The 19319-nt window shown below is 66.2% G+C and carries 20 protein-coding genes; 14 read left to right on the forward strand and 6 right to left on the reverse strand.

From position 1 onward, the window contains the following. Nucleotides 1-77 precede the first annotated feature (77 nt). From M3N53_09810 to M3N53_09830, 5 genes are read left to right on the forward strand one after another with little or no spacing between them, the layout of a single operon-like run. The gene (locus M3N53_09810) at nucleotides 78-629 is read left to right on the forward strand and encodes a sigma-70 family RNA polymerase sigma factor (GenBank protein MDP9068619.1); all 552 of its coding nucleotides are present in this window, start codon (nucleotides 78-80) and stop codon (nucleotides 627-629) included. Further along, entirely contained in the window at nucleotides 626-1333 is a 708-nt protein-coding gene (locus tag M3N53_09815) for an anti-sigma factor (GenBank protein MDP9068620.1), read from the forward strand. The genes M3N53_09810 and M3N53_09815 overlap by 4 nt, the downstream gene beginning before the upstream one ends. 60 nt (nucleotides 1334-1393) lie before the next feature. Next, nucleotides 1394-2890, forward strand: a complete 1497-nt coding sequence (locus M3N53_09820) for an alkaline phosphatase family protein (protein MDP9068621.1) — start codon at nucleotides 1394-1396, stop codon at nucleotides 2888-2890. Then, a complete protein-coding gene (locus tag M3N53_09825; protein ID MDP9068622.1) occupies nucleotides 2887-3774 on the forward strand; it encodes a hypothetical protein in 888 nt (295 codons plus the stop codon). The genes M3N53_09820 and M3N53_09825 overlap by 4 nt, the downstream gene beginning before the upstream one ends. A 9-nt stretch (nucleotides 3775-3783) precedes the next feature. After that, the gene (locus tag M3N53_09830) at nucleotides 3784-4566 is read left to right on the forward strand and encodes an adenylate/guanylate cyclase domain-containing protein (protein MDP9068623.1); all 783 of its coding nucleotides are present in this window, start codon (nucleotides 3784-3786) and stop codon (nucleotides 4564-4566) included. 55 nt (nucleotides 4567-4621) lie between these two features. Here M3N53_09830 and M3N53_09835 read toward each other — a convergent pair whose 3' ends face one another. Genes M3N53_09835 through M3N53_09855 form a run of 5 tightly spaced genes read right to left on the reverse strand, consistent with a single transcriptional unit; the run spans nucleotide 4622 to nucleotide 9050 of the window. Next, nucleotides 4622-5536, reverse strand: coding sequence for a flap endonuclease (locus tag M3N53_09835; protein ID MDP9068624.1), 915 nt, complete (start codon nucleotides 5534-5536; stop codon nucleotides 4622-4624). Next, nucleotides 5533-6120 (reverse strand): YdcF family protein, encoded by a 588-nt coding sequence (locus M3N53_09840; protein ID MDP9068625.1) that lies wholly within the window; start codon nucleotides 6118-6120, stop codon nucleotides 5533-5535. Before M3N53_09840 ends, M3N53_09835 begins: the two co-directional genes overlap by 4 nt. A gap of 16 nt (nucleotides 6121-6136) precedes the next feature. Beyond that, entirely contained in the window at nucleotides 6137-6880 is a 744-nt protein-coding gene (locus M3N53_09845; protein ID MDP9068626.1) for a succinate dehydrogenase iron-sulfur subunit, read from the reverse strand. Between the two features lie 12 nt (nucleotides 6881-6892). Then, nucleotides 6893-8626 (reverse strand): succinate dehydrogenase flavoprotein subunit, encoded by a 1734-nt coding sequence (gene sdhA / locus M3N53_09850; GenBank protein ID MDP9068627.1) that lies wholly within the window; start codon nucleotides 8624-8626, stop codon nucleotides 6893-6895. A 4-nt stretch (nucleotides 8627-8630) separates the two neighbouring features. Continuing rightward, a complete protein-coding gene (locus tag M3N53_09855) occupies nucleotides 8631-9050 on the reverse strand; it encodes a succinate dehydrogenase hydrophobic membrane anchor subunit (protein MDP9068628.1) in 420 nt (139 codons plus the stop codon). A 44-nt stretch (nucleotides 9051-9094) separates the two neighbouring features. Between M3N53_09855 and M3N53_09860 the strand changes: the two genes are divergently transcribed. Genes M3N53_09860 through M3N53_09875 form a run of 4 tightly spaced genes read left to right on the forward strand, consistent with a single transcriptional unit; the run spans nucleotide 9095 to nucleotide 12488 of the window. Beyond that, nucleotides 9095-10675, forward strand: a complete 1581-nt coding sequence (locus M3N53_09860; GenBank protein MDP9068629.1) for a methylmalonyl-CoA mutase family protein — start codon at nucleotides 9095-9097, stop codon at nucleotides 10673-10675. Further along, entirely contained in the window at nucleotides 10676-11350 is a 675-nt protein-coding gene (npdG, locus tag M3N53_09865) for an NADPH-dependent F420 reductase (protein MDP9068630.1), read from the forward strand. Between the two features lie 5 nt (nucleotides 11351-11355). Next, nucleotides 11356-12012, forward strand: coding sequence for a lysoplasmalogenase (locus M3N53_09870; protein ID MDP9068631.1), 657 nt, complete (start codon nucleotides 11356-11358; stop codon nucleotides 12010-12012). Beyond that, nucleotides 12012-12488 (forward strand): hypothetical protein, encoded by a 477-nt coding sequence (locus M3N53_09875; protein ID MDP9068632.1) that lies wholly within the window; start codon nucleotides 12012-12014, stop codon nucleotides 12486-12488. The genes M3N53_09870 and M3N53_09875 overlap by 1 nt, the downstream gene beginning before the upstream one ends. Here the strand turns inward: M3N53_09875 and M3N53_09880 are convergent. Then, nucleotides 12485-14227: an acetyl-CoA carboxylase biotin carboxylase subunit gene (locus M3N53_09880; protein ID MDP9068633.1), complete on the reverse strand. Its 1743-nt coding sequence runs from the start codon at nucleotides 14225-14227 to the stop codon at nucleotides 12485-12487. The genes M3N53_09875 and M3N53_09880 overlap by 4 nt on opposite strands. 22 nt (nucleotides 14228-14249) lie before the next feature. On the opposite strand from M3N53_09880, the gene M3N53_09885 reads away from it, so the two are divergent. Genes M3N53_09885 through M3N53_09905 form a run of 5 tightly spaced genes read left to right on the forward strand, consistent with a single transcriptional unit; the run spans nucleotide 14250 to nucleotide 19319 of the window. Further along, on the forward strand, nucleotides 14250-15212 hold the full coding sequence (locus tag M3N53_09885) for a threonine/serine dehydratase (protein MDP9068634.1): 963 nt from the start codon (nucleotides 14250-14252) through the stop codon (nucleotides 15210-15212). Beyond that, a complete protein-coding gene (locus M3N53_09890) occupies nucleotides 15209-16000 on the forward strand; it encodes a biotin--[acetyl-CoA-carboxylase] ligase (GenBank protein MDP9068635.1) in 792 nt (263 codons plus the stop codon). The genes M3N53_09885 and M3N53_09890 overlap by 4 nt, the downstream gene beginning before the upstream one ends. A 47-nt stretch (nucleotides 16001-16047) precedes the next feature. Beyond that, the gene (locus M3N53_09895) at nucleotides 16048-17592 is read left to right on the forward strand and encodes an acyl-CoA carboxylase subunit beta (protein MDP9068636.1); all 1545 of its coding nucleotides are present in this window, start codon (nucleotides 16048-16050) and stop codon (nucleotides 17590-17592) included. Nucleotides 17593-17604: 12 nt separating this feature from the next. Further along, nucleotides 17605-18393, forward strand: a complete 789-nt coding sequence (locus tag M3N53_09900; GenBank protein ID MDP9068637.1) for an enoyl-CoA hydratase-related protein — start codon at nucleotides 17605-17607, stop codon at nucleotides 18391-18393. After that, nucleotides 18390-19319: a hydroxymethylglutaryl-CoA lyase gene (locus M3N53_09905; GenBank protein MDP9068638.1), complete on the forward strand. Its 930-nt coding sequence runs from the start codon at nucleotides 18390-18392 to the stop codon at nucleotides 19317-19319. Before M3N53_09900 ends, M3N53_09905 begins: the two co-directional genes overlap by 4 nt.

A 19319-nucleotide genomic window follows, 5' to 3' on the forward strand; every position in this document is an offset into this window, starting at 1 on the left:
AAGGGTAGCTGCTGCAATCCGGGGTGCAGCTTCGAGGCGAATCCGTATACATGCGTGCTGGCTACGATGTCCCTCAGATGACTCGCTCGGAGGACGTGGCATTCGCCGACCGCCTGATGAATCGCGACCAGTCGGCGCTGCGGGAGCTGATGGGCACGTACGGCGGGGTCGTCTACGGGATGGCGCGACGGGTCCTGGTCGATAGCGGGCTGGCGGAGGAGGTGGCCCAGGACGCCTTCCTCGCTCTGTGGAGGCGACCCGGCGCCTACGATCCGGCTCGAGGCAGCCTTCAAGCCTTTCTGCTCGGCGTCACCCGGAACAAGGCGATCGATCTCGTCCGCAAGGAGGAGTCGCTACGGCGGACCAAAGAATCCATCGCGAGTGAGCTCCAGACGGCATCCGGAGAGGTCTCTCCGCACGAAGAACTACTAGAGAGAGACAACGTTCGAGTGGCGTTGAGCACTCTCAGCAGCGTTCAGCGAGAAGCGCTGGTTCTGGCTTACTTTGGCGGCCGCACTTACCGGGAGGTGGCCGAAGAGCTGGATATCCCGGAGGGGACCGCGAAGACGCGGCTCCGTGACGGGTTGACGAAGCTTAGACAGTTGATGGACACGGGAGAAGCGGGATGACACAGCGTTCACACGAGGATCTGAAGGGTCTCGTTGCCGCGTACGTCCTCGGAGCCGTGCCGCCGGACGAGGTCCGGGTGGTGCGCGCTCACATCCTGACCTGCGACGAGTGCATGGCCGAGGCCGACGACTACGCGGGAGCCATGGACTCTTTGGCACTGGCGGTCGAGCCGGCGGCTCTCCCGCCGGGGTTCGCCGATCGGGTGATGTCTCAGTTGTCTCCTGCCGAGGAACGCTCGACAGCGCCGGCGACGACGGGCTGGCGTGCCACCCTGCGTTCCCGTTTAGCGCCGCTCGCGGCCGGAGCGGCCGCGGTGATCGCTCTGGCAGTGGTGGGGGCCGGATATATGGACGCCCGGACCGACCTCGCCCGCTCGGAACACGTGCTCGCCCAGATCGTGCAAAGTGAGGAGATCTTGGAGCTGAGGGGCCAGGGCGGCACGCTCGGGCGCTTTGCTCCGACGAGCGACGGAGCCGTTTTGGCTGTCTCCGGTCTACCGGAGGCCCCCGGCTCGCACGTCTACCAGCTCTGGTACATGAACGACGGCCGGCCAACCGGCGCGGCGACGTTCGACGCCACCGATGGGGTGGTGACGATGGAGCTCGATCGGTCTTTCAACGGGTTCGACGCCGTTGCCGTCACCATCGAGCCTCCTGGCGGTTCCCGGCAACCCACGGGAGACCCCGTCATAGCGTCGTTCTAAGCGCCGCACGTAGCACGCTGTGAGGGGTTAGCTGCACCGCGTGGTGGGAAAGGTGCATCCGTGAAGCCACCGCGCCGGGTCGTCTACATCATCGTCGACGGCATGGGCACCGAAGCGTTCGAGCAGGCGACGGCCTCCGGGCGGGCCCCGGCCTTCGCGTTCCTTAAATCTCACGGTAGCTACGTCCGTGACTCTGTGGCGGTCTTCCCCACGATCACTCCGGCCGCCACCGCCTCTTTGATCACCGGCGCGACGCCTGCGGCGCACGGGATCCCGGGGATGTGCTGGTACGACCGCGACGCGCAGCGGTTCGTCAACTACGGCCAGAGCCCGCGTGCGGCGATCGTGGAGGGCCTGTCACAGGTCGTGCGGGACGTGATGCTGAACCTCAACTCCAGACACCTGAGCCCGGACGTCGAGACGATCCACGAGCAGCTCGACAAGCTCGGGCTCACGACGGCCTCCATCAACTTCATGCTCTTCCGAGGGCCGTACATGCACGACGTCGAACCGAACCTGCTGGCGAAGGCGATGTTCCGAAAGAAGCTCCCGGAGCAGGCCCCCGGACCGAAGGAGCACTACTTCGCCGACGCGATCACCGGTCCATCCGAGGCTTGTTCGAAGTTGATGTCGGTGCGGGGCCTCAAGAAGAGGATCAAGGCCACCGACGCGTGGGCCGCCTGCGTCACCCGGGAGCTGCTGGAGAGGAACGCGGCCGAGATGATCCTCTTCTACCTGCACGAGAACGACCACGCGTCCCACGAGGAGGGGCCGGATTCGCAGGTCGACAACCTCGCCGCCGCGGACGAGCACATCGCATATGTCCTGGACGCCTTCGACTCGTGGGACCAAGCGGTCGAAGAGGTGGGCTTCGTCGTTACGGCCGACCACGCGCAGAGCCCGATCAGCGACGATCCCGATCACATTCTCGATCTGAACGAGGTGTTGTCCGACTTCAAGCGGGTTTCGCCGGGGCGGGGCAAAGAGAAGTTCAAGGGCAACGACCTGGCCGCTGCAGGCAACGGCCGCATCGGGTTCGTGTACCTCAACGAAGCTCGCCGCGAGACGCTGCGTCCCGCGGTCGTCGAGACCCTCGCTTCGACCCGCGGGATCGACCAGGTGATGTGGCGCGAGGACGACACCTACGTCGTCGCGAGCGAGAGGGGCACCGTGCGGTTCTGGACGGGCGAGGGCGCCGGCGCGGTGGTGGACGAGCGGGATAACAAATGGTCCTTCTCTGGAGACCTCGATGCCGTCGGGGGTGTCGTCGAAGAGAACATGATCCGCACTCCGGAGTACCCGCTTGCCTTCTGGCGCATCAAGTGTGCGATCGACCTCGATCGGATGGGCGACCTCGTCTTCACCAACTCGCTCACGTGGGAGACAAAAGACCTCGCGGGCGGGGATCACCGTGGTGGCGGCGACCATGCCTCACTGCACGTGCAGGACTCGATGATCCCGTTCCTGTCTACTCTCGGCGACCCGCCCCTGCACCCGTCGACGGTCGACGTCGTGCCGCACATCGTCGAGCACCTTCGCCGCGCGCACGTTGGATGAGGGTCCTGCTGATAACGAACCTCGCTTCGGGCGGGGCGGCCAAGCACGACCGGGATGAGATCGTCGGCGCTCTCGAAGTGTTGGGGGACGTGGTCACGGTTGAGCCGTCGTCGCTCGAGAACTTCGATCGAGAGGTGCAGGCGGCTGCGGTGGGGCGGGACCTGGTCGTTGCTGCGGGCGGGGATGGCACCTTCAACTGCACGATCAACGCGCTGCAGCGACACCTGGATGACCTGAGGTTCGCGTTGATCCCGATGGGCACGGGCAACGATCTCGCGCGGACGCTGGAGCTGGGAGACGATCCGGTGGTGGTGGCGCGGGGGTTCGCCCAGGGAAGGGAGCGGCCGCTGGACGTTTCCGTCGCCAGCGGCGTCGGGGCCGAGAGGTTCTTCGTGAACGCCTGCATGGGAGGTTTTCCGGTGCAGGTGAACGAAGCGCTGGACGAGGGTGAGAAGGAGAAGCTGGGCGCGGCCGCGTTCATCTGGGGCGGCGTGAAGGCGCTGGCGGATCTCGAACGTTCGACGGTACGGCTGAACGGGGAGAGCGTCCCCGACTGCGTAGCGGCCGGCGTCGGAAACGGGAAGACGTGTGGCGGTGGCATCGCGGTGTGGCCGGACGCCGATCCTGGTGACGGGAGGCTGGAGGCCTGCGCATTGGGCGCCGAGGGACCCGTCGCGCTGGCGAAGCTGGCGGCGAAGCTGAAGCTCGGCGATCACCGCGAGCTCGAAGGTGTCGTGACAGACAGCGGCGGCAAGATCAGGATCGACGCCGACCCCCAGATCGAGCTGAACGTCGACGGTGAGTTGATCGGCCTCAAGACCCCCGCCACCTTCGAGGTGGTGGACAAGGCATGCCTTCTCGTTCCCGGACGACCACCTTCATAGACTCGGCGCATGAACATGCGCCAGACGATCTTCGCCGCGCTGCGCGGCGATCCGGAGCTTGTTCCGAAGGTCAGGCACGTGTTGCGGGAGCGGATCGACGAGAAGGACGGCCCCGTCGCGACGATGGTGCAGGCGGCCGAGGCGCTCGAGCCCGTGATCGCGGATGCTGTTCGGAAGCGCCCGTCGAAGCTCGGGAAGCTGGGGTTGAGGAGCGCACACTTGATCGCGGGGCTGGCGGCGCAGGACGAACGTTCGAACAGGCGCCTCGCGCGCATCGCTCGCGGCTCTAGCGTCGGGATCGTCTTCGTCGACGTCGCCGGTTTCACTACCTTCACCGCCCGCGAAGGCGACGAGGCGGCGATCCGTCTCATCAACGCTCTCGACCGGATGATCCAGCGCAAGGTGCGGGACGTGCAGGGGGAGTGCGTGAAGCAGCTGGGGGACGGCTTCCTGCTGGCGTTTCCGTCCGCGTCTCAAGCGGTGCGGGGCGCGGTCGCGCTGACGGAGGCGGTCAAGCAGCGGCGCGAGAGCGACCCGAGCTTCGGGGCGAGCCTCCGCGTCGCGGTCCATGCGGGCGAGCCGTTGATCGAGGGAGACGACCTGCTCGGGCATGACGTGAACCTGACGGCTCGGCTTCTTGACCACTGCAAGCCGGACCAGATCCTGGTGTCGGAGGCCGCGAAGGAGCTGGCCGAGAAACGGTTGCGCAAGATCACCTTCGGCAAGCGCAAGACCGTGAAGATCCGCGGCCTGAGCACCAAAGTAGGGGTCTACGCGATCCGCCCTTCCTGATCGTTTTGCTCGAGTTTTGTCCCGATATCCGGGATATTTCCCGACCAAAACCGCGTCAGGATTCGTGTGCCAGCGCGGCTACCAGTCGCTTGATCGGGCTCTGGAGTCCGTACGCCGCCGCGCGGTCGGTCACCTCGGGCGGCACCTGATGCGGACGCTCCAGATTCATAGGCGGCAGCGGGACGTCCGTCGCGATCGTCACCACCTCGACCGCCTTGCGCACGTAGTCGAGCTCGCGCCGCACTTTGGCCAGGCCGCCTCCCGATCCGCCTTGTTCGGCCGCCGCGATGATGGCGTCGATGCTTCCGTAGCGGGTGAGCAATGCCGCGGCCATCTTCTTTCCGATCCCGCGCACGCCCGGCAGGCCGTCGGAGGGGTCACCGCGCAGCACGGCGAAGTCTCGATAGGCGCGGCCGGGAATCTCGCACTTCTCGGTGATGTAGGACTCGTCGACGACGTCGATCACGCTGACGCCCCGGATCGGGTAGAGCACCGAGCACCGCGGATCCTCCACCAGCTGCCACAGGTCGCGGTCGCCGGAGAAGATCTCTACGCGTCCCGGCGCCTGCACGGCCCACGTCCCGACTATGTCTTCTGCCTCGAACTCCGGGTGTCCCGCCACCGCGATCCCGCACAGCTCGAGCAGCTCGTAGATGATCGGCACCTGATGCGCGAGAAGCTCTTCCGCTTTCTCCTGAGGGCTTCCCGGCCCCGCGCGGCTCGCCTTGTAGCCGTCCAGCAACCGAACCCGCCACTCGGGGCGCCAGTTGCCGTCCGCCGCACAACCGATGAAGTCGGGATCGCGATCGCGGATGAGCTGGGCCAGCATGTTGAAGAAGCCGTACGCCGCGTTGATCGGCCTCCCGTCGGGGGTGCTGATCGTCTCGGGGCTCGAGAACAGCGCCCGGTAGAACAAGCTCGGGGCGTCGATCAGCAGAGTCAAGCTGTCGCCGCTCGCGCGGTCGCTCATCGTTCGAGCAGCTCGTAGACGATCAAGCTTCCGACCTCCCGTACGAGCTCCTTCACCTTGGTCTCGCGGCTGCGGTTCAGATCCACGTAGGAAGCGGGGCTCGCGTACGCCTCGAATCCGAGGTCTCGAGCCATGCGTTTGATCCGCTCCGAGTGCAGTGGGTCCGACACCAACAACAAGGAATCGATATCCCGCTCGTGAGCGATCGACGCCACCCGCTTCAGGCTCTCGAGCGTCGTCGTTCCCTCTTCCTCCTCGAGGATGTTCTGGGATGGCACGCCGTTCTCCTCGAGATACACGTGCGCGGCCCGGGCTTCGGTGAACCGATCGCCCGGCTGTTTTCCGCCCGTGACGATCACGGTGTCGGACAGATCTTGCTCCCACAGATACGTAGCCTGATCGAGCCTCGCCTTCAGCACCGGCGACGGCTCACCGTCGTACTGCGCGGCCCCCAGAACAACAATCGCGTCTGCGCGATGAACCTCATCGTTCCGGGACTGCCCCCACACACGGAAGGCGAGCCACGCGGGGTACGCCAGTGCGAACACGATCAGCAGGACTAGAAGCTTCCCGAACAGCCTCATGGTGTGAGGCTAATGCTCAGAGGGTCTGGAAGAGCGCTGCTTGTTTGACCTCTTGTATGGCCTGAGTGACCTTGATGCCCCTGGGGCACGCGTAGGTGCAGTTGAAGGCGGTCCGGCACTTGAACGCGCCGTCTTTCTGACTCAGGATCTCGAGGCGCTCGCGGCCCCCCCGGTCGCGCGAGTCGAATATGAACCGGTGCGCGTTCACGATCGCTGCGGGCCCAACGTACTCCTCGTCCGCCCAGAAGATCGGGCACGAGGTCGTGCAGGCGGCGCACAGGATGCACTTGGTGGTGTCGTCGTAGCGGGCGCGATCCTCCTGTGACTGGAGTCGCTCCCGGTCCGGCTCTCGCTCGTGGTCGTCGGTGATGAGCCACGGCTTCACGGCCAGGTACCCCTGGAAGAACGGGTCCATGTCGACGATGAGGTCTTTCATGACGGGCAGACCCCGGATCGGTTCGACCGTGATCGGCTGCTTGAGGTCTTTGACCAGCACCTTGCACGCGAGCGCGTTCTCGCCGTTGATGAGCATGGCGTCCGAGCCGCAGATCCCATGGGCGCAGGAGCGACGAAGCGCCAAAGAGCTGTCCTGATACCACTTGATCTTGTGGAGGCAGTCGAGCAGCCGCTCCATCGGCTGCGCCCTGACCGTGTACTCCTCGAAGTGCGGCTCGGTGTCCCTCTCGGGGTTGAAGCGGAGCAGCCGCAGGCGAACGTCGATCTCGTTGGTGAGCTGCATGTCCTTGCCGTCCATCGCCATCAGCACGCCACCTCAGTACTTCCTCTCGACGGGAATGTAGCGACCCATAGTGACGTCTCGGTACGCCAGCTCGAGCTCGTCCTCCGCTGTCTTGGTGATGAAGCTGTGCTTGAGCCAGTGGTCGTCCTCGCGCAGCTGGTGGTCCTCGCGGTAATGGCCGCCGCGGCTCTCCGTGCGCGCCCGCGCCGACACCACCAAGGCCTCGGCCATGTCTATGAGATACCCGAGCTCGATGTGCTCGGTGACCTCGGTGTTGTAGACCTTGCTGCGGTCCCGGACACGGCACTGCTCGTACCTGCGGCGTAGCTCGCGCACCTCTGCGAGAGCCTCGCTCAGCGATTCCTCCGTCCGCACCACCGACGCCTTGTCCATCATCACCGCCTGGAGCCGCGTGCGGACATCCGCGCTGTACTCCGGGCCGCCCCCTTCGAACAAGCCGGCCAGCAGGCTCTGGATGTGCTTCGCCGGTTCCTCGGGGATCTCCGGCAGTTTCGTCGCGCTCGCGTACTCGGCCATCGCGATCCCGCCGCGGCGTCCGAATACGACGATATCGAGTAACGAGTTCGTGCCGAGCCGGTTCGCGCCGTGGGCCGAGACGCAGGCGCATTCGCCGGCGGCGTAGAACCCGGGCACCAGCGCCCCCTCGTGGTCGGCGCGAACCGCGCCGGTGATGTCGGTCGGGATGCCGCCCATCGCGTAGTGCGCCGTCGGCACGATCGGCACGCCCTCTTTCAACGGGTCGACGTCCAGGTAGGTCCGGGCGAACTCGGTGATGTCTGGCAGCTTCGTCTCCACGACGTGCGGGTCGACCTCCGTGAGGTCCAACAGGATGTAGTCCTTGTTCGGGCCGGCCCCGCGGCCCTCTTTGATCTCGAAGAACTCGGCCCGCGACACCATGTCGCGGGGCGCGAGGTCCTTGATCGTGGGCGCGTAGCGCTCCATGAAGCGCTCGCCGTCGGCGTTGCGGAGGATGCCGCCCTCTCCCCGCGCCGCCTCCGACAGCAAGATGCCGAGGCCGTAGAGCCCCGTCGGGTGGAACTGGAAGAACTCCATGTCCTCCAGGGGCAGGCCCCTCCGGAACACGACGCCGGGGCCGTCGCCCGTCAACGTGTGCGCGTTCGAGGTGATCTTGAACATCTTTCCGTAACCGCCGGTCGCGAAGAGCACCGACTTCGAGCGGAAGACGTGCAGGTCGCCGGTCGCGATCTCGTAGGCGATGATCCCGCCGCACACGCCGTCGACCAGGATGAGGTCGAGCACGAAGAACTCAGAGAAGAACTCGACACCCTCCTTGTTGCACTGCTGGTAGAGCGTCTGCAGGATCATGTGCCCGGTGCGGTCCGCCGCGTAGCAAGCCCTCTTCACCGGAGCCTCGCCGTGGTTGCGGGTGTGACCGCCGAAGCGGCGCTGGTCGATACGACCGTCGGGCGTCCGGTTGAAGGGCAGTCCCATCCGCTCGAGCTCGAGGACCGACTCAACGGCCTCCTTGCACATCACGTCGACCGCATCCTGATCGGCGAGGAAGTCGCCACCCTTCACGGTGTCGAACGCGTGCCATTCCCAGGAGTCCTCTTCGACGTTCGCCAGGGCCGCGCACATGCCGCCCTGTGCCGCACCGGTGTGCGACCGCGTTGGATAGAGCTTCGAGACGACCGCGGTCTTGCACCGCTTCCCGGCCTCGAGAGCGGCGCGCAGCCCCGCTCCACCTGCGCCGACGATGACGGCGTCGTACTCGTGGGTTCGGATCAAGCTAACCGCCGGACTCCGGGTTGAACGTGACCAACACGGCGGTCCCCATGATCAGAAGGATGCCCGTGGCGGTGTAGAGGCTTGCTTTCACCACGGTCCGCTTCCGCGGCGACTTGACGTAGTCATCGATGATGATGCGAAGCCCATTGGCTCCGTGCAGGAGAGACAGGAACAGCATCGTCCAGTCGAACGTCTTCCAGCCGACGTTCTGCCAGCGTGCGGCGACGAACGCGAAGTCGACGCGCTCAACCCCTTCGCCTATGAGATGCATGATGTAGAGGTGGATCAGGACGAGGAACAGCAGGATGATCCCGCTGATCCGCATGAAGAACCAAGACCAGACTTCGAACGACGACGGACGCCGGTCGGCGGTGAAAGCCTTGGGTTTGTGTTTGCGATAAACGTCTTGGACGGTCGCCATGCGGCCGGAATCCTACCGTCGGGCCTCCCGACTAGCATGTTCTGGTGACCCAAGACAGAACAACGGATTCCGGCATCGAGATACAGCCGCTGTATGACGCGACCTCTGTTGCCGACGGTGTGGTGGAGAGGTTGACACCGCCCGGCGAGTTCCCCTTCACCCGCGGCGTCTACCCAGGCATGTACCGGCAGCGGCTGTGGACGATGCGTCAATACGCGGGTTTCGGCAGTGCCGAGGAGACCAACAAACGGTTCCGGTACCTGCTCGGGGCGGGCCAAACCGGGCTGTCGGTTGCCTTCGACCTGCCGACCCAGATGGGTTACGACTCCGACCATCCGAAGGCGATGGACGAGGTCGGGCGCGTCGGCGTGGCCATCGACTCGCTCGCCGACATGGAGCTGCTCCTGAAAGACATCCCGCTGGACGAGGTCTCCACCTCGATGACGATCAACGCCACCGCGGCGATCCTCCTGCTCCTGTATCAGCTGGTCGCCGAGAAGCAGGGGGTGGCGCCCGAGAAGATCACCGGCACCACTCAGAACGACATCCTCAAGGAGTACACGGCGCGCGGGACGTACATCTACCCGCCGAAGCCCTCGATGAGGATCATCACCGACCTGTTCGCGTACTGCCGCGACGAGCTACCGCGTTGGAACACGATCTCGATCTCGGGCTACCACATGCGCGAGGCTGGAAGCACGGCGGTGCAAGAGGTCGCGTTCACGATCGCCGACGGGATTGCGTATGTCGAGGCCGCGATCGCGGCAGGTCTCGCCGTGGACGAGTTCGCGCCACGGCTCTCGTTCTTCTTCGCCTGCCACATGAACTTCTTCGAAGAGGTTGCAAAGTTCCGCGCCGCCCGCCGCTTGTGGGCGAAGGTGATGAAGGAGAGGTTTGCGGCGCAGAACCCGAAGTCACAGATGCTGCGCTTCCACACCCAGACCGGCGGCGCGACGCTCACGGCGCAACAGCCGGAGAACAACATCGTTCGGACGGCGCTGGAGGCGCTCGCCGCAGTGATGGGAGGGACCCAGTCGCTCCACACGAACTCGTTCGACGAGGCACTGGCGCTCCCCAGTGAGAAGGCGGCGCGGATAGCACTGCGCACGCAGCAGGTGATCGGCTACGAGTCCGGCGTTGCAGACAGTGCCGATCCACTCGGGGGCTCGTGGATGGTCGAGTCGCTGACGGACGAGATAGAGAGACTCGCGGTCGAGTACCTCGAGCGGATCGATGCGATGGGCGGCGCGGTCGAAGCGATCGAGTCCGGCTGGATGAAAGACGAGATAGAGGAATCCGCGTATCTGATCAACCGCGGCGTCGAGTCGGGCGAGCGCATCGTGGTCGGGGTGAACAGGTTCCAGCTCGACCAAGAGGAGCCAGTCGAGCTCCACAGCTTGGATCCGGAGCTTCAGCGGCGGCAGATCTCTCGCCTCCAGGACGTCCGGTCGCAGCGGGACCAAGCTGAGGTAGACGCCGCGCTGAAGGAGCTGGAGGAAGCGGCTCGCGGCGGAGACAACCTGCTGTATCCGATGAAGCAGGCCCTGGCCGCTTACGCGACGCTGGGCGAGGTGTCCGACGTGCTGCGGGAGATCTTCGGCGAGTACGAGCCGAGGTCTCTCTAGATGACGCTCGATCCCGTTGCCGTGATCGGCGGAACGGGAGACCTCGGGTTCGCGCTGGCCAGCCGCTGGGCGAAGGCCGGTGCCCGTGTCGTCATCGGCTCCCGCGAGGAGGCGAGGGCACAGGACGCCGCGGGCCGCTTGCGAGAACGCCTTCCCGAGGCCATGGTCGAGGGGAGAGAGAACGGCGCGGCCGCGGCCGCATGTTCGACCGTCGTGGTTGCCGTGCCGTTCTCCGGCCTCATCCCGATCTACAAGAGCATCGCCGGCCACCTGCGGCCTGACGCGGTGGTGATCGACGCGACCGTCCCGGTCGAGGCCTCGGTCGGTGGGAAGGCGACCCATGTCTTCGGGGTGTGGGAGGGCTCCGCGGCGCAGCTGGCGCTCGCCTTCTTGCCCAAAGGCACGACCATGTGCGCGGCGTTCCACACGCTCTCCGCGAGCGCGCTGAACGATCTGGACACCCCGGTCGCGGGTGACGTTCCCGTCTGCGGTCGCAAGGACGGGAAAGAGGCCGTGAGGCGGTTGGTGGAGGCGATCCCGGACCTTCGGTTCGTGGACGCGGGTCCGCTCGAGAACGCGCGCATCGTGGAGCCGATCACCGCCCTGTTGATCGGGCTGAACCACCGCTACGGCACCGACCGGGCCGGGATCAGCTTCACCGGTCTGCCGGAGTAGCGGTCTTGAAGTTTCTGTATGTGACGGTTCTCGTCCCCGCGCTCGCCGATTGGGTAGCGGTGGCGCGCGGCCACCGGCGGCTCGAGCGCGTCGCGAAGCCTGCGACCGTCGCGGTTTTGATGGTCGTCACCGCAGTTGCCTGGGAAGGAGAGCGCGGCGGCCCATTCATCGCGACCATGCTCGCCTTGACGTTCTCGCTCGCGGGCGATGTCTTCTTGATGCAGGACCGCGACCTCCTGCTGCCGGGACTCGTCGCCTTCTTCGCCGCGCACCTCAGTTACATAGCCGCCTTCGGGGGCGCGGTGCTGTCGCCGTACAGCGTGTTCATCGGGACGACGCTCGTGCTGATCAGCGGCCCGTTGTTCCTCGCCGTTCGTCAAGGCTTGCAGAGATCGAATCGCACCCGGTTGATCGTGCCCGTCCTCGCCTACGTGGTGGTGATCAGCGTCATGGTGCTGACGGCGTTGACCTCGCCGGGTGCGAACGATTGGTCGCGCGGGAGCATCTTGGCCGCCGCGCTGGGGGCCGGGCTGTTCTATACGTCCGACGCTTTGATCGGCCTCCACAGGTTCGTGCGCGAGCTGCCATGGGCACGCGGTGCGATCATGGTGACCTACCACCTCGGTCAGATCGGACTCGTCTACTCCCTGGCGTACCGCTGATGGACCAGCCCAAGGACCGCAAGCTCTGGAGATGGGTCGCCCTCGCGATCATCATCGGCGTGATCGCGCTGGGCCTGGCCGTCGTGTTCCTCGGCTCAACCCGCGACGACGCGGCTCCCGCTGCGGGTGATCCGGCCGTTTCTCCGACACCCACTCCCGCTGCGGTGCCGTCTCCGTCGCAGAGCGGGATCGCGCTGCCCGACCTCAAGGGCATCCCGAAGCGGGGCCTGTACCTCCTGGTAGTGGCAGAGGACGGCGCATGCTGGAGCGGCTTCCTCGGGAGCCAACAGATCGAAGAGTGCGGTCACCAGGCGATCCGCATCGCCGGGAACCCGGTCCTGGTCAGTGCCAACGGACGGTTGAACGCACCCGCCAAGGGATCCTTCGAGCTCTATGTGGTGGAAGACGGGGTGGGACTGGCCGCGGCTCGGACCCGAGGCTTCAGCAAGCCCATCTCGGTCACCGTCAACCGTTAGCGGATGATCGCGATGGTGGCGCCCGTCTCCACCGGCTGACCCGCCGCCACCTTCAGCTCTTCGACCGTCCCTTCTGTATGAGCGAGGATCGAGTTCTCCATCTTCATGGCCTCGAGCACGCAGATAGCGTCGCCGGGCTTCACCGAACTTCCTTTGTCGACCAGCACCTTCACGATCGTTCCCTGCATGGGCGCGATCAGCTCCTCTGAACCGCCCCCACCGAGCGACGCGGCTCGCTCCGGTGGCCGGGGCTTCTTCGGCCGGATGGTTTCCTCCAGGTGCTCTCGTATCCGCACAGCGAACCGTTTTCCGTCCACCTCGACCGCCAGCTCCCGCGACGCGACCGTCGGCTCGCCGACCTTGGGTTTCGGCTCGACCTGCTCCTTCAGCACGGAGAGGTCCATCTCTCTTTCGACCGTGCCCGTGTGGTAGTCGCCGGAGACGAAGCGCTCGTCCGAGAGCATCAACCGGTGGAAGGGGATGGTCGTCTTGATCCCTTGCACCTCGTACTCGGATAGAGCCCGCAGCATGCGGCGACGGGCCTCCTCGCGGTCGGCGCCGTAGCTGATCACCTTCGAGACCAGAGGGTCGTACGCCTGAGGGATCTCGGAGTTCCCCTCCGTTCCCGAGTCGACCCGTACGCCGGGCCCGGCCGGCTCGCGGTAGGCGCCGATCCGACCTGGCGCCGGCATGAAGTTCTTCGCCGCATTCTCCGCGTTCACGCGGCACTCGATCGCGTGCCCCTTCAGCTGGATGTCGGCTTGGCCGTAGTCGAGCGCCTCGCCCGCCGCGACCACGAGCTGTGACTTCACGAGATCGATCCCCGTCACCAGCTCGGTCACCGGGTGCTCGACCTGCAGGCGCGTGTTCATCTCGAGGAAGTAGAAGGTCTTGCCGTCCGAGTCCAACAGGAATTCGCACGTGCCGGCGTTGCGATACCCCACCTGCTTCGACACCTTCGCGGCGGCGGCCATGATCGCCTCCCGCACCCCGTTGTCCAGTGCCGGCGACGGCGACTCCTCCACCAGCTTCTGATGCCTGCGCTGAAGCGAGCAGTCGCGCTCGGGGAAGGAGATGATCTCGCCGGTAGCGGCCCCCATGACCTGGACCTCGATGTGCCGCGGGCGCTCGAGGTAGCGCTCGAGGTAGACCTCGGCGTTCGAGAAGTAGGCCTCTGCCTCTCGCGCCGCCCCCGCCAAGGCATCCTCGACCTCGTTCGCTTCCTTGACGACGCGGAAGCCCTTGCCGCCTCCTCCGGCTGATGCCTTGATGGCGAGAGGCAGGCCGTACTGCGACACGAAGTCCATCACCTCGGCCGCGCTGGTTACGGGTTCCGCCGTCCCAGGCACCGTCGCGACGCCCGCTTCCGTTGCGGCTCGGCGAGCCGATGTCTTCTCACCCATGCCCTCGATGACCTCGGGAGATGGTCCAACCCATACCAACCCGGCGTCGATCACCGCTTGCGCGAAGCCGGCGTTCTCCGCCAGGAAGCCGTAGCCGGGGTGGACCGCCTCGGCACCCGAGCGACGGGCCGCCTCCAAGATGTTGGCCACGACGAGGTACGACTGGTTCGCGGGCCCCGGCCCGACGTTGTACGCCTCGTCCGCCAGACGCGTGTGCACCGCATCCGCGTCGAGGTCCGAGTAGACGGCGACCGTCTCGATGTCGAGGTCGCGGCAACCGCGGATCACTCGCACCGCGATCTCGCCGCGGTTCGCCACGAGAAGTTTCTTGAACATGGCTCCGTATCCTAGGTGGCACATGCAGATGCCCACCTTTGCGGGAGTTCTCGAGGCGCGCCGCCGGATAGCTCCTTACCTTCCGCGAACGCCGCTGTTCCCGTATCCGCAGCTGGATCGCGTGGTCGGAACGTCCGTGGGGGTGAAGCACGAGAACCATCAGCCGGTGGGCGCGTTCAAGGTCCGCGGGGGAGTGAACCTCGTCTCCCGTTTGGGCGCGGACGAACGGAAGCGGGGAGTGGTAGCCGCGTCCACCGGCAATCACGGGCAATCGGTTGCTTATGCAGCCCGGATGTTCGGCGTCACGGCCAGGATCTTCGTCCCGGAGAGTGCCAACCCGTCGAAGGTGCAAGCGATGGAGGACCTCGGGGCGGAGGTCGTCTTCCACGGCAGCGACTTCGATGACGCGCGAGAGGAAGCCGCACGGGCCGGGGCCGCGACCGGGCAGCGTTACATCCACTCCGGCAACGAGCCGCACCTGATCGAAGGCGTGGGCACTTACGCGCTGGAGGTCTTCGAAGACGCACCGGACGTCGACGTGATCATCGTCCCGGTCGGGGGCGGCAGCGGCGCGGCAGGGGTGTGCCTGGTCGGGAAGACCATCTCCCCGACCACGCAGGTCATCGGGGTCCAGGCGGAAGCCGCTCCGGCTGCCTACCTGTCGTGGAAGTCGCGGTCGTTGGTGGAGGACTCGATGAACACGACTGCGGAGGGGCTGGCGACCCGCACCGCGTTCGAGCTTCCGCAGCAGATCCTGTGGGACCACCTCGATGATTTCGTGCTCGTTAGCGAAGACGAGCTGTGGGCCGCGACCCGGACCATGATCGACTCGACACGCAACCTGGTCGAGGCCGCGGGCGCGGCGTCGCTGGCGGCCGCGATCAAGATCAAAAGGCGCCTCGCCGGCCGCCGCGTCGTGCTCGTGTGCAGCGGCGGGAACATCAGCCCCCACCAGATCGCGCAGCTGTACGCGGCGTCGCCTTGACCGACGTTCTCTCGAGCGACGTGTTGGAGCGGACTTTGCCGCCGGGGTTCGGGCGGCCGTTCAGGTTCTTCGACGAGGTCGGCTCCACCAACACCGAAGCTTTGGAGTGGGCGCGCCAGGGGGCGCCGGAGGGCGCGCTGGTCGTGACCAACCACCAGAGCCAGGGGCGCGGTCGTTGGACGCGGACGTGGGTGTCGGACCCGGGTCGTCTGCTGCAGTTCTCCTTGATCCTGCGGCCGAAGCTGCCGCTGGACCAGCTGGGGCTCGTCACGACCGCGTTGGGCGTCGCCTGCGCGGAGGCGATCGAGAGCGCGACGGGTCTGACCGCAACGGTCAAGTGGCCGAACGACGTGCGCGTCGGCGGGCGCAAGGTCGCGGGGATCCTGGTCGAGTCGCATCTCACCGGCTCCGAGCTGGAGGCCGCGGTCGGGGGTCTAGGGGTGAACGTGGGGTGGTCGCGCACAGAGATACCGGACGACCTGAAAGAGACCGCGACCAGCCTCGCCACAGAGCTGGACGGAACGCCACCCGCTCGGGCGGAGCTTCTGGCCGCGATCCTTACCGCGTTCGAGCGCCGTTACTCGAAGCTGCCGGAGGCGGCCCCCGCGTTGATCGCAGCGGTGACAGAGCGCTCCGACGTCCTGGGACACCACGTTGTCGTGGCGCTCTCGAACGACACGGTGGTCGAAGGCCGCGCGAACCGGATCCTCGACGACGGGCGGCTCGAGGTGGAAACAGCGACCGGGCCTACGGCTCTGGCGGTGGGCGAGATCCGCCGGCTGCGCTGACGCCTGCGCACCGGGTCGCGCTCAGGCGCCTCGATAGGATGCCGCCCATGACCTCCGAGCACGACCGCGTACAGGAGTTGCACTCCCTTTCGGAGAAGGTCCGCGGCGGAGGCGCTCCGAAGTACCACGACAAGCTGGCGCAGCAGGGGAAGCTCTTCGTACGCGACCGGCTGGCTCTGCTCTTGGACGACGTCGATGGCTTCGTCGAAGACGGTCTGCTCGTCAATGCGCTGGCGGGGGACCTTCCCGCCGACGGCGTCGTCACGGGCGTGGGCGAGGTCGGCGGCCGTCCGGTGGCGATCATGGCTAACGATGCGACCGTCAAAGCGGGCTCCTGGGGAGCGCGCACGGTCGAGAAGATCATCCGGATCATCGAGCTGGCGCGCCGCAACGAGCATCCCATCCTGTACCTCGTCGACTCCGCTGGCGCCCGCATCACCGATCAGATCGACCTGTTCCCGGGGCGGAGGGGGGCCGGGAAGATCTTCTACAACCAGGTGCAGGCCTCGGGACGGGTGCCACAGGTCTGCTGCCTCTTCGGTCCTTCCGCCGCGGGTGGCGCCTACATCCCGGCCTTCTGTGACGTCGTCTTCATGGTGGACGGGAACGCGTCCATGTATCTCGGCTCGCCCCGCATGGCCGAAGAGGTGATCGGCGAGAAGGTCACGCTCGAGGAGATGGGCGGGGCGCGCATGCACTGCGAGGTCTCCGGCGTGGGTGACATGGTCGTCGCCGACGACAAGGCCGCGATCGAAGCGGCCAGGGGCTACCTCTCCTACTTCGGGCAGAGCTTCCGCGACCAGCCGCCGCGCGTCGAGGGACGACCGCCTGCGTTCCGCGGCTCGCTCGCGGGGATCGTCCCGCAGGACGAGAGCCAAGCGTTCGACATGTACGGCTTCATCGCCGGCATCGTCGACGACGCCTCCTTCTTCGAGATCAAGCCCGACTTCGCGCAGGAGCTCATCACCGGGTTCGCGCGCATCGATGGACGCGCTGTAGGCGTCCTCGCGAACCAACCCGCTCAGAAGGGTGGTGTCCTCTTCGTCGACTCGGCGGACAAAGCGGCACGGTTCATCTGGCTATGCGACGCCTTCAACATCCCGTTGGTGTTCCTGTCCGACGTGCCGGGGTTCATGATCGGGACGCAGGTCGAGCGGCAGGGGATCATCCGCCACGGCGCCAAGATGATCACTGCAGTGTCGGAGGCGACGGTTCCGAAGTTCTGCGTCGTCGTCCGCAAGGCTTACGGCGCTGGGCTGTACGCGATGGCGGGACCTGGGTTCGAGCCCGACGCGACGATCGCGCTTCCGACCGCGCGTATCGCGGTGATGGGCCCCGAGCCCGCGGTGAACGCAGTGTTCTTCAACAAGATTCAAGCCATAGAGGATGCCGAAGAGCGTGCCCGGTTCGTCGCGGACCGGCGCGCCGAGTACGAGAAGGACATCGACATCGTCCACCTGGCATCGGAGAACGTGGTGGACGCGGTCACGGAGCCAGACGACCTGCGCGACGAGCTGATCAGGCGCCTCGATGCCGCCGCTCGGAAGGACCGGCACTTCTCCGAACGTCGTCACGGCGTTCCTCCCGTATAGATGCCCGTATAGATGGACAACGGCTTCGAGTTCGTCTCGACCCGCACCGACGACCGGGTCGCGGTCGTCACGCTCAACCGTCCGAAGGCGATGAACGCGATCTCCGGGGCGTTCGCCGAGGAGCTGACGGAGGTCTTCTGGAGGCTTCGCCGCGATCGAGAGGTGTGGGTCGTGGTGCTGGCCGCCGCAGGTGAGAGGGCATTTTGCGTCGGAGCAGACCTGAGGGAACGCGCCGAGTTCACCCTCTATGACTTCTACAAGAACCGCGAGCAGATCCGGCTGATGTTCTCGTCTCTTCGCCGGGTCCCTCAGCCTGTCGTCGCGTCGGTGTTCGGGTTCGCGCTCGGAGGAGGTTTCGAGCTGGCGCTCTCCTGCGACCTCATCGTTGCCGCGCAGGATGCGGTTTTCGGGCTCCCGGAGACGCGGGTCGGGTTGATCCCCGCAGGCGGGGGGACGCAGCTGCTCACCCGCAAGGTCGGCGTCGCGCGAGCCAAGGAGATGATCTTCCGAGGACGACGGATCGATGTGACCCAGGCGACTGAGCTGGGTCTCGTGGCGGAGGTGGCGGAGCGTGATCGGTTGGAGGAGCGAACGATGGAGGTGGCGCTCGACATCGCCCGGTCGTCGCCCGTTGCCGTCCGCCACGCGAAGGCCGCGATCGACGCCGCGCTCGGGGTGCCGCTCGACGAGGGGATGGACCTCGAGCACGACGCCTGGCGACGCACGATCTCGAGTCACGACCGTGAAGAGGGGATCCTGGCGTTCACCGAGAAACGGGACCCCGAGTGGGGGAACCGGTGACGTATCCGGCAAAGGTTCGGATCAGAGAGGTCGGGCCTCGCGACGGCATCCAGAGCGAGAAAGCCGACGTGCCCACGAGCGACAAGGTCGCCCTGATCGACGCCCTCAGCGCGACGGGGCTGCGCCTGATCGAGGCGGTCTCGTTCGTGTCGCCCAAGGCGATCCCGCAGATGGCCGATGCGCGTGAGGTGTGGGCGGGCATCGCGCGTCGCGATGGCGTCTTCTATTCGGCCCTGGTGCCGAACCGCAAGGGGGCCGAGATAGCCGCCGAGGTCGAGGTCGACGGGATGCAGGTCTTCATCGCGGCGACCGACTCCTACAACCTGAAGAACGTGAAGCGTACGGTCGAAGAATCCATCCAGAACGTCGCCGATGTCGTCGCGGTGGCCGCCGAAGCGGGCATCCCGGTAGAGGGGACGATCTCTACCGCCTTCGGCTGCCCTTACGAGGGAGACGTCGCGCCCGCTCGCGTCGCCCAGGTGTCCAGGTGGATGACGGATGAGGGCATCGGTGCGATCTCTTATGGAGACACGACCGGTATGGCGACCCCGCGTCGCGTCAGAGAGGTGATCGAGGCGGTTCGAGAAGAGCTCCCCGAGCTGACGATCAACATGCATTTCCACGATACGCGCGGGACGGGTCTCGCCAACGTCGTGACCGCTCTGGAGCTGGGGGTTGATTACTTCGACGCCTCGATCGGCGGCATGGGGGGCAGCCCATACGCCGCCGGCGCCACCGGGAACATCGCTACCGAGGACCTCGTGCACATGCTTCAAGACATGGAGATCGCGACGGGCATCGATCTCTCCGCGTTGCTAGAGGCAGGACGCGTGGCTCAGAGCTTCATCTCGGCGCCGCTGCCGTCCAAGGTTCTGACGGCCGGGCCTCGGTGGGACGTTGCGGGTCCGGTCCCGCAGGCGGGATAA

The sequence above is a fragment of the Actinomycetota bacterium genome, from assembly GCA_030776625.1.
Taxonomy (GTDB): domain Bacteria; phylum Actinomycetota; class CADDZG01; order CADDZG01; family WHSQ01; genus MB1-2.